The sequence below is a fragment of the Sphingopyxis sp. CCNWLW2 genome (assembly GCF_037095755.1).
Lineage (GTDB): Bacteria > Pseudomonadota > Alphaproteobacteria > Sphingomonadales > Sphingomonadaceae > Sphingopyxis.
This window is the reverse complement of the sequence record NZ_JBAWKJ010000001.1, coordinates 1-9,845: the sequence shown is the minus strand read 5'-3', so window position 1 is coordinate 9,845 and position 9,845 is coordinate 1. Positions and strand designations below refer to the sequence as shown.

The 9,845-nt window shown below is 61.4% G+C and carries 9 protein-coding genes; 4 read left to right on the top strand and 5 right to left on the bottom strand.

The genetic code is table 11. The features are described from left to right. Positions 1–276: 276 nt before the first annotated feature. From V8J55_RS00045 to V8J55_RS00035, 3 genes are read right to left on the bottom strand one after another with little or no spacing between them, the layout of a single operon-like run. Positions 277–945 carry a hypothetical protein gene (locus V8J55_RS00045; protein ID WP_336443816.1) on the bottom strand — a complete coding sequence of 223 codons (669 nt, stop codon included), beginning with the start codon at positions 943–945 and terminating at the stop codon, positions 277–279. Continuing rightward, a complete protein-coding gene (locus V8J55_RS00040; protein ID WP_336443815.1) occupies positions 946–1,764 on the bottom strand; it encodes a TIGR04222 domain-containing membrane protein in 819 nt (272 codons plus the stop codon). It abuts the gene before it with no gap. Beyond that, positions 1,761–2,207, bottom strand: coding sequence for a glycine-rich domain-containing protein (locus tag V8J55_RS00035; RefSeq protein WP_336443814.1), 447 nt, complete (start codon positions 2,205–2,207; stop codon positions 1,761–1,763). The genes V8J55_RS00040 and V8J55_RS00035 overlap by 4 nt, the downstream gene beginning before the upstream one ends. 473 nt (positions 2,208–2,680) lie before the next feature. Between V8J55_RS00035 and V8J55_RS00030 the strand changes: the two genes are divergently transcribed. From V8J55_RS00030 to V8J55_RS00015, 4 genes are all read left to right on the top strand, one after another. Further along, a complete protein-coding gene (locus V8J55_RS00030; protein WP_336443813.1) occupies positions 2,681–3,718 on the top strand; it encodes an IS110 family transposase in 1,038 nt (345 codons plus the stop codon). A gap of 396 nt (positions 3,719–4,114) precedes the next feature. Then, positions 4,115–4,450, top strand: a complete 336-nt coding sequence (locus V8J55_RS00025; RefSeq protein WP_336443812.1) for a response regulator — start codon at positions 4,115–4,117, stop codon at positions 4,448–4,450. An 84-nt stretch (positions 4,451–4,534) separates the two neighbouring features. Then, a complete protein-coding gene (locus V8J55_RS00020; RefSeq protein WP_336443811.1) occupies positions 4,535–6,049 on the top strand; it encodes an ATPase domain-containing protein in 1,515 nt (504 codons plus the stop codon). Then, positions 6,046–8,052 carry a response regulator gene (locus V8J55_RS00015; protein ID WP_336443810.1) on the top strand — a complete coding sequence of 669 codons (2,007 nt, stop codon included), beginning with the start codon at positions 6,046–6,048 and terminating at the stop codon, positions 8,050–8,052. Before V8J55_RS00020 ends, V8J55_RS00015 begins: the two co-directional genes overlap by 4 nt. A gap of 280 nt (positions 8,053–8,332) precedes the next feature. Here the strand turns inward: V8J55_RS00015 and V8J55_RS00010 are convergent, their stop codons facing one another. Beyond that, positions 8,333–9,328, bottom strand: coding sequence for a calcium:proton antiporter (locus V8J55_RS00010; RefSeq protein WP_336443809.1), 996 nt, complete (start codon positions 9,326–9,328; stop codon positions 8,333–8,335). Between the two features lie 166 nt (positions 9,329–9,494). Continuing rightward, a partial coding sequence (locus V8J55_RS00005) for an NADH dehydrogenase ubiquinone Fe-S protein 4 (protein WP_336443808.1) occupies positions 9,495–9,845 on the bottom strand: 351 nt, incomplete at its 5' end.

The window sequence follows — 9,845 nt, the reverse complement described above, 5'->3', positions numbered from 1 at the left end:
TATTCTACCGTGGATTGTCGGGCGGATGAGATTGTCACTTGAGAGATTTTGACCAAAGCGAGCCAGCGGGAACCGTTGCGTTCGCGGGAACACCTATTTCAGATGGCGTCTGTATTCTTCACTGATTCACACGCCGAGCAGGATGTCCGCTATTTAGGCGTCTACGCCCAGAACCGGACGGTCTCCTAGCGGCCAGTTCCTGCCATAAAATGCAGAGCATCTTTCCCGTGATGGAAGCCAACGATGACGCTGACGCGCCACCTGCGGCGTGTTCCCTCAAGTCCCCACGCGTTTTAGCTCTTCACGATAAAAGGCCTCCGTTTCGGGTGGCGCCGCCTCGGAGTGGCGAGCGAGGAAAGTTTCGATCTCCGCACGATATTCTTTTTGAAACTCGCTGTTGTCGGGGCTAGCCGCCACTTGGGCAGCCGCCCGTTCGACCGGCTCGAGCGCCTGTCGAACCAAGAGACGTTTTCCGAAGGTGGATTCGTCGCGCAGGATTGCGATGTTCCGTTCAAATCCCGGGACATATTTGACAACAAAACGCTCGCCCGTGGGCGGTATCTCGATCGCGTTGCGCGGCGGATAAAGGCTTGCCGACATGGTGTCGAAGCCGGTCTTCACATCTCGGCCGTCCGCCGTCTTCACGACGACATCATACTCCCAGATATTCGAATCGTTGAGCTGCGAACTTGTTTCCCGCGCCTGCGTGATGACCGCGGTTCCGTAGATGCCATTGGCATTGACGAAGAGAGCGTTGACCGCTGAGCCGAGGAAGATGTTCGCGAAGCCGAGAACAAAGCCGACCGCGCCGAGCCCGAGCCATGCGCCGTTTTTGCGAAGCGCGCTCAGGGCGGCGCCCAAGGCAAACCCGGCCATGATCCAGAGTGGGAACGCCAGCATCGAGTGCTGGCTGATGAAAAAGAAAAAGGCCGAAAGGGTCGCCATTCAGCCCCCGCACCCGCCGCATCCGCCGCAACCGCCACCACCGCCGCCACATCCGCCGCCATCGTTTGAATTGCTGCTGTCTGTTCGCATTTGATGAAACTCGCTCCAGCTCGAACTCCCGAGCACAACCGTTCCGAACAGCGCCACCGCGAGCGGAAACTCGCCCACCGTTGGTGCGAGCCGGAGCCGCTGCGCGCGCGCCTGCGCTTCTTCGACCGCAGCTATGCCGCCGCGCGTCCGTCTTTCGCCGGTGAGCCAGCGCGTCAGAGCGAGTGCCAAGGTAAGAATTAGCAGCGCGGTCAGGTAGCCCGTCGGATGGTCCAGGGCACAGCCATAACGCCAGCGCGAGACACCGAGCGCGATCAGCAACATATAAGGCACCGTCTGACAGATACGGATCAGGGTCATGCGCCCGGGATTCATCACGAGCTGTTCGGCGACGAGCCGGTTGCGAAGCAAATCCGCTCCAGGTCGCAGTGCCTTTTCTACGGCGCCCCAGCCGACGGGAGACGGGAGTGCGAGAATGCGCGCCTCGTCCGGGCTATACCGGCCGTGGGTCTCGTGGATCGCTATTTTTCGATCCGGCGCCATCGCGGCCGCTCCCGATGCCATAAGACGGGCAATTACCAGCTCGAAGTAGCGGTTGGGTCCGCCAGATAGATAAGCGGCCTGATCGTCCCTCAGCTTGGACGGTTGGCGGCCGCGCGTGCGAAGATGGCGTGGTATGGCGAAGCCAAGGTAAATGGCGATGACAAGGAGCGCGCCATAAAGCGCAAGAAACTGTCCGGCGTCCCAACTCGCGTGGCTGAATATCGTCACGCGGACATGCTCCCGTACGAGGCATAGAGAATGAGGCAGGCGATAAGGGCGAGGCCGAGCAGGCTCGCCCATATGACGGGGCGCGCAACGACCACGCCGTCGCGCGGATGGACGCGGCGGGCGCGCGGGTCGTCGATCAGGCGGCGGGCGGCGTCCGGCCAGATGTCCGTCGGCGGCGTCTCCCCAAAGACCTGCTCATAACGCTGCAGCGTCAGGGCATATTGGTCGAAGAAGCGCGAGCGCTCGGCATTTCCGCCGGCGGTCGGGCCGTGGTGTAGCGGGCGGCGAAGTACTTTCGGACAGAAGCGATCCCAGTAATCGCGTGTGTAGGTAAGGTGGAGGTGCCAAACCTGGTCGACAGCATCGGACGGCGTGAGCTCATCCTCGCTCGTTGCCGCGAGGAAGCAGAAGCGCCGATATTCGCCGAGCACACGCTCGGTCAAGACGGTGCTCCAGCCATTCTCTCTCGCGAGCCGCTGACTGAAACTAAGCGATGCATCGCCGGGGCCGACAACATAGGATGAAAGCGCCGCCCATACCGGATGATCCGGGAAAACAGGCTGATCATGAAGATCTACGCGCATCAGAGTTGAATAATATCATAGACTTGACGGGGCACAAGCGGATTCACGCTGTGACTCGATCGCATAACGATGCAGGTATTTTGGTGGGGGTATGTGGAGCGGTGACAGGACAAGTCTTCGCTCGGCGGCAGATAATGCATGAAGGTAGCCGCAACTATGTCAGCGGATAGCGTCTATCGATGGCTAGTTGGCATTGAATTCGAACGTCGGGCCGACCTCTGCTTTACGCACTTTTGTTCCTAAAGCGGATGAGGTGGATGGCTCCCGCTCACGGCATCTAGGTGCCAAGATGGGTTGCTGTCATGCAAACCCGAGCAGAGGAGCCATCCGCCATGGAGATTACCACGATCGGCCTGGATCTGGCCAAGAATGTTTTTCAGGTTCACGCAGTTGATGCAGCGGGCGATGTCGTTGTGCGAAAGACGCTTCGCCGTGCTCAGCTTCTGCCCTTCTTCGCGAAGGCGAGGCCGTGTCTTGTTGGCATCGAGGCCTGCGGCACGTCGCACCATTGGGCGCGCGCACTGACCGCACTCGGGCACGAGGTGCGGCTGATGCCGCCTGCCTACGTCAAGCCTTATGTGAAGCGCGGGAAGAACGATGCTGTCGATGCGGAAGCAATCTGTGAAGCGGTCACGCGGCCGACGATGCGCTTCGTTGCGGTGAAGTCGCGCGAGCAGCAGGCAGCGCTAACGCTGCATCGTAGTCGCAGTCTGCTCGTCGGGCAGCGAACGCAGCTGATAAACATGATCCGAAGTCTGCTCGCCGAGTTTGGGATCGTCATCCCGGAAGGGCGGGATCGCGCGCTGATCATGGCACGGCAGATCGTCGACAGCGAGCGCACCCCGGAGGTGCCCGACGACGCAGCAATGATCGTAGGGATGCTCTCACAGCAAGCGCTCGACATCCATGCGCGACTTCACGCGATCGAACTTCGGCTGGCAGCACTCCAGCGTAGCGATGAGGTCGCGCAGCGGTTGTCGACCATCCCGGGTATCGGCCCGGTCGGCGCAACGGCTTTGGCGGCGTCGGTCAGCGATCCTCACCAGTTCCGTTCTGGCCGGCAGTTCGCGGCCTGGCTCGGGCTCACGCCGCTGCAAAAGTCGAGCGGCGGGAAGGAGCGGCTAGGGCGGATCAGCAAGATGGGGGATAAATATCTGCGCCGGCTGCTCGTCATAGGCGCGACCTCATTGGTCCGTCGCGCGAAATACAAGCCCGACACGGCAGATCCGCGGCTCGTTGCCTTGCTTGCTCGGAAGCCCGCGAGGGTCGCGACGGTCGCCATGGCGAACAAAATGGCCCGGATAGCCTGGGCGCTCATGACGCGGGGGCAGGTCTATCAAGCCCATCACGCCCCGTTACTGGCAGGATAATATAAGGAGCTTGCTGAGGCGATCAGCCTTACGATGTTGTAAGCGCGATGCGATGTGATGGCGATACCGGTCAGACCGGGAGCTGGGACAACCCACGGACAGTCAAAGGCGTCATAGCCTGAAAAGCCGATCGGGACCCGGTTCGCGGACTCCATCAGGGCCAGCAGTCCCTACCGACTGCATCAACAGGCCGGACAGACGACTGCAACCGACCAAAACGCCGATCGTCAATTTATGCTTGCAACGCGGGAGCCATCCACAGAGGACTGTCTTGAAGCGGCCATTCGAGACAAGCCTTTACGGAACATTCTGGATCGCCCGCTGGTTCTGGCTTTTCCTGCGCGTTGCATACCGCCGATCTTAGCTGGAGCTAGAATGCAAATATTGCAGCGTATATTGATCGTCGAAGATGATGCGATCATCGGCATGCTTCTCGAAGAATATGTCATGATGATGGGGCGAGAGCCGATCGCTGTCGTCGATGGAGTTACGCCTGCGCTTGCCCGGATTGCGCAAGGCGGCATCGATGCGGCGATCGTCGATATTCATCTTGCCAATGGCGATAACGGCGATCCGATCGCGGCAGCGCTGGCGGAGGCGAATATCCCGTTTCTGGTGGCGACGGGAGGTTTTACAGGCGCGCTAGGGCCGGCGTGGCGGAACCGCCCGGTTCTCGCAAAACCTTTCACGCTAGCGAGCCTGAGCGAAGCCCTCGGGGCGCTCGACCGATAACTTCCTCATTCGAGAATTTGGGAACCGCATTCGCGTATCGATCATTTTGAATGGACGATGCGACGATCAATGGAGCGGAATTGAATGACGGAACAGAGCGGCTTGGATCGGACGAACAAGGCCGAAACGGGGGTCTCCGGGCTGGACGACATCACCGCTGGCGGTCTCGCGCGCGGACGAATATTCCTCATGGAAGGCGATCCGGGGACGGGAAAGACGACGATCGCCAATCAGTTTCTATTGGCGGGTGCCGCAAAGGGCGAGCGCTGCCTCTACATCACGCTGTCGGAGACCGAAGAGGAACTGCGCGAAACCGCTAAATCGCATGGCTGGGACCTTTCCGACAATTTCCATATCTTCGAACTCGTCCCGCCCGAAGCACTGCTTAACGACGAGCAGCAGCAGAGCCTTCTCTATTCGTCCGACCTCGAGCTTGGCGAAACGACCAAGCGGATTCTGGAGAAATATGAAGAGGTGAAGCCTGATCGCGTCGTGCTCGACAGCCTGTCGGAAATCCGCCTGCTGGCCCAAAGCTCGCTTCGCTACCGCCGTCAGATCTTGTCGCTCAAACATTATTTCGCGCGTCATGACGCGACGGTGTTGCTCCTCGACGATCTGACGTCGGAAAGCGCCGACAAGACCGTGCACAGCGTCGCGCACGGGGTCATCCGGCTTCAGGAGATGTCGCCCGAATATGGCGCGGAACGCCGCCGCCTGCGGGTGCTCAAATATCGCGGCCAGCGTTTCCGCGGCGGCTATCATGATTTCATCATCGAACAAGGTGGCGTGCGGGCCTTTCCGCGCCTCGTCTCGCTCGAACACAAGACCGACTTCGAGCGAAAGGTTGTGGCGACTGAGAATGGCGAACTCAATGAGCTGCTCGGCGGCGGCTTCGATACCGGATCTAGCGCGTTGATTCTCGGTCCGTCGGGCACGGGCAAGTCGCTCTTCGCGCTTACATTTGTCGAGAGTGCGGTCCGCCGCGGCGACAAGGCAGCAATGTTCATCTTCGACGAAGAACTCGGTCTTCTCTTTGCCCGGGCGCAAGGCATGGGAATCGACATCCAGCAGATGGTCGACAGTGGCAATCTTATCATTGAACAGATCGATGCTGCCGAACTGTCGCCGGGCGAATTCTCGCAGCGCGTCCGCAACTGTGTCGAGCAATATGAAGCGAAAACGGTTGTGATCGACAGTCTCAACGGTTTTCAGGCCGCGATGCCCGAAGAGACGGCTCTCATTCTTCACATGCACGAGCTGCTGCAATATCTGAACAGGCAGGGCGTGATGACCTTCCTGACCGTCGCGCAGCACGGCCTGGTAGGTGACATGAAGGCCCCCGTCGATGTGACCTATCTCGCTGATACCGTCGTGCTGCTCCGCTATTTCGAGGCGGCCGGGCGGGTGCGACGTGCAATATCGATCATGAAAAAGCGTACTGGTGCGCATGAATATACGATCCGCGAATATCGCATCGGGCCGGAGGGCATTTCCCTTGGCGCGCCTTTGACCGGTTTCCAGGGCGTACTTCGCGGCGTTCCCGAAATCATCGGTTCGACAGAACTGATGGACACACCGCAGGCACTTCCCGCCGGATGAACCGGACCTTTTCAGAGCGGGCGATCATTCTCGCGCCGCGCGGAAGGGATGCCGATATTGCCGCCTCGATGCTTCGCGAGGCCGGCATTGAAAGCGGGATCGCCAAAAGTCTTGACGATTTTGTCGACATCCTGCGGAACGGGGCGGGCTTCGGGCTCGTTACCGATGAGGCTCTGCGCGGCGCTGACCTTCGTGCGCTTGATAGCTTCATTCGGGCGCAGGGCGAATGGTCCGATTTTCCGTTCATCTTGCTTACCGAGCGCGGCGGCAGCATCGAGCGCAATCCTGCCGCGGGGCGCTATCTCGAGCTTCTGGGCAATGTCACCTTCATTGAACGGCCCTTTCATCCCACCACGCTCATCAGCATCGTGAAGGCGGCGCTGCGCGGGCGACGCCGCCAGTACGAGGCACGGGCGCGCCTCCAGGCGATCCGCGAAGGCGAGCAACAGCTTCGCATCGCGCTGTCGGCCGGAAGGCTGGGCGCTTGGACATATGACGTTGCGTCGATGCGGCTCGATGCATCGCCTGATTGCAAAAGCCACTATGGCAGGTCCGCCGACGACCCGTTCCCGTATGAAGACCTTATCGCCAGCGTGCACGACGATGACCGGGCGACAATGCAGGCGGAGGTTCGCCGAGCCCTTGCGACCGGCGCCGACTATGACATCGAATATCGCTGCGTCTGGCCTGATGGTTCGGTGCATTGGGTGCAGGTTCGCGGCAAGCCCGAGCTCGATGCGCGTGGCCGTGCGCTCGGTATGATCGGCGTCAGCCAGGAGATTACCGAGCGGAAAGCGGCCGAAGAGACGCTCCGCAACTTCGCGGTCGAGCTCGAGAAACGCGTCGAGGAACGTACGCGCGAACATGCCGAAGTGATGATGCAGCTTCACGAGGCCCAGAAACTCGAGACGCTCGGCCAGCTCACCGGCGGCGTCGCCCATGACTTCAACAATTTGCTCACGCCCATCGTCGGTAGCCTAGACATCTTGCGCACCAAGATTACGGAACCGCGGCTGCAGAAGCTTCTCGATGGCGCTCTCCAGTCGTCCGAGCGCGCGCGGACCCTTGTCGCCCGCCTGCTTGCTTTTGCGCGCCGCCAGAATCTCGAGACGCTTCCCGTCGATGTGAAGGAATTGATCGCCGGGATGGAGGAACTCGTTCACCGCTCGATCGGTCCGACGATCGACCTGTCGGTCGATCTTGCGGTCGATGTCCCTGCGGCGATGGTCGATCCCCACCAGCTCGAGCTCGCCATTCTAAACCTGGTCGTCAACGCACGCGATGCGATGCCCGATGGGGGGCGTCTCGCGATTTCGGTCGATCGCTGGGAGGCAGCCGGTGACGACGGTATTCTTCCTGGAGGGACTTACGTCCGCATCGCGGTAGGCGATAGCGGGGCTGGCATGGATGCCGAGACGCTCGCGCGGGCCGTCGAGCCTTTCTACTCAACCAAAGGGGTGGGCAAGGGCACCGGGCTCGGTCTGTCGATGGTGCATGGTTTGGCCGCTCAGTCGGGCGGGCGGTTGTCGTTACATAGCAAGGCGGGCAGCGGCACGGTCGCCGAAATTCTGCTACCCGCCGCCTCTTCAGAAGCATTGTCACACGTCTCCCCCGCCGAGGCGCCGCTTCTCGAAACAGCGCCGCTGCGGATATTGCTCGTCGATGACGAAGAAATCGTCCGCGAGGGAACCGCGGCCATGCTTGAAGAGATGGGGCATCTGGTGACGCAGGCCGCCGCGGGCGCGCAAGCTCTTGGCCAGATTCGATCGCAGCCCTTCGATATCATCGTAACCGACTATCTGATGCCATCCATGAGCGGGCTGGAACTCGCGCGCGAGGCACGCAGGGTCCGGGCCGATATTCCCGTCCTGATGATCACCGGCTTTGCCGATCTTGCCGAGGATACGGCGAGCGAAGTGCTTCGCTTGCCGAAGCCGTTTCGCGCGGCCGAGATGGCGCGTGCAATCCATGACGCCATGGCGGAAGACGCGCTCGCTAGCTGACGGAACATCTTTATCAGCCCCTGCTCTGCTCGGAATATTTGCGAGCCGCGCATCGGCAAATCAGGCGAAGCGCTAGGATAGGGATGTCCGATTCCCGCGGTCAACCCATAAGCAGACCGCCTTCCATCGGCCACGTTCCGATAAGGAGGCCAGCGCCGAATGGCACGGCGGCATTAGAGCGTCAGCGAGGCGCTAGTTGCATTTCATACAGGAGGAAGCCGATTGTCGATCGGTCAGGTTGTCGAGCCAGCCAAATGATACGATGAAGTGTCCGCGAAGATCAGGAAAAGACCATCGAGAAGATATAGGCGGTCAGGAGCACGAGATGTACCGCGCCCTGCAAGATCGTCGTTCGACCTGTTCCAAAAGACAAGATGGCGACCCCGAGGGAGAGCGTGAGCAGGGTGATGCCCTTGGGATCGAGACCGAGCGATAGCGGCCAGCCCATGACGAGCGCCGCAATCGCGACCGTCGGGATTGTGAGCCCGATCGTCGCGAGCGCCGAACCCAGTGCGAGATTGAGACTTGTCTGCAGGCGGTTCCGCCGCGCCGCGCGGAGCGCTGCAAGGCTCTCGGGCGCGAGCACGAGCGCAGCGATCGCGATGCCAACAAGCGCGCGCGGTAACGCCGCCGCGGCGATGGCCGTTTCGAGCGGTTCGGAGAGGCTCTTGGACAGAAGGACTACGCTCACCAGCGCAAGGAGAAGGAGCCCAAGAGATCCAGCCGCGGTGCGCGCGCTCGGCGGCGACGCGTGCGCATCGCCGGCGAGCACGCCTTCACCTTCGGGCAGGAAATAGTCGCGGTGCCGGATGGTCTGGACGAAGACGAAGGTTGCGTAGAGTAGCGTCGATACGATCGCGGTAAATGCAAGCTGCGCCTCCGAATAGAGGGCGGCGGCGCCCCCGCTCACGCTTGGCAAAACGAGCACCAGCGTGGCCATCGCCGCCAGCACGCAAAGTGCGGCATTCACGCCCTCAAGCACGAAGCGCTGTTCGCCATGACGTATGCCCCCCACCAGCAGGCATCCGCCTACGACGCCGTTGAGGATGAGCATAATTGCTGCGAACACCGTATCGCGCGGCAGAGCCGGATTCGCCGACCCGCTCAGCATCATCGACAATATCAGCGAGGCCTCGATGATTGTCACCGCACCTGCAAGGATCAATGTGCCGAATGGCTCGCCGACCCGGTGGGCGACGACCTCGCCATGATGCACCGCCGCGAGGATGCAACCGACGAGGATAGCCCCCGTTGCCGCAAGCGCGATGCTATCCATCTTGTCTAAATCGAGCAGAGCCGCCCCGAAGCCCGCGGCCGGCATCCAGCAAGGCCACCCCGACATCGCCGGAAAACGGGTCTGGATTCTCATGAGGTGCACATATGGGGACAGGCCGACGTGCCTCGGAGCCATATCGGCTTGTCGAGGAACGTCGCGCCCGCATCTAATTCCATGTCGCCGCGCCCTGCACTGGATAATTGCCGCAGCAGAGCGCGTGCGGACCGGTTGGCGAGCAGCAAAGCCGGGGCGGCGCTTCGCCGATCAGGCAGGGCGAACCGGACCTGCGCATCCTGGCGGGGTCCCGGATCTCGAACGGGATGCCTTCACTCCGGCAATAGCGCTCGGCGGCATCGGGGGTCGCAAACCGAAGCTCCACTTGCGCCAGCGGATCGCCACCCCCGGCCCAGCCGGTGAGAGGATCCGCTCTGGGACGCCAGCGCGGAGCAAAACGCAATCGCCACCGGCTCGCCTGCGCGCGGCCTGCACGGTTGGTGCCGATGGGCAGAGGCTCGAT

Bases quoted from the DNA above. Each gene is read 5' to 3' on its own strand.
- V8J55_RS00045 (WP_336443816.1), bottom strand. From the start codon at position 945: ATGGCGACCCTTTCGGCCTTTTTCTTTTTCATCAGCCAGCACTCGATG.
- V8J55_RS00030 (WP_336443813.1), top strand. From the start codon at position 2,681: ATGGAGATTACCACGATCGGCCTGGATCTGGCCAAGAATGTTTTTCAG.
- V8J55_RS00020 (WP_336443811.1), top strand. From the start codon at position 4,535: ATGACGGAACAGAGCGGCTTGGATCGGACGAACAAGGCCGAAACGGGG.
- V8J55_RS00015 (WP_336443810.1), top strand. From the start codon at position 6,046: ATGAACCGGACCTTTTCAGAGCGGGCGATCATTCTCGCGCCGCGCGGA.
- V8J55_RS00010 (WP_336443809.1), bottom strand. From the start codon at position 9,328: ATGGATAGCATCGCGCTTGCGGCAACGGGGGCTATCCTCGTCGGTTGC.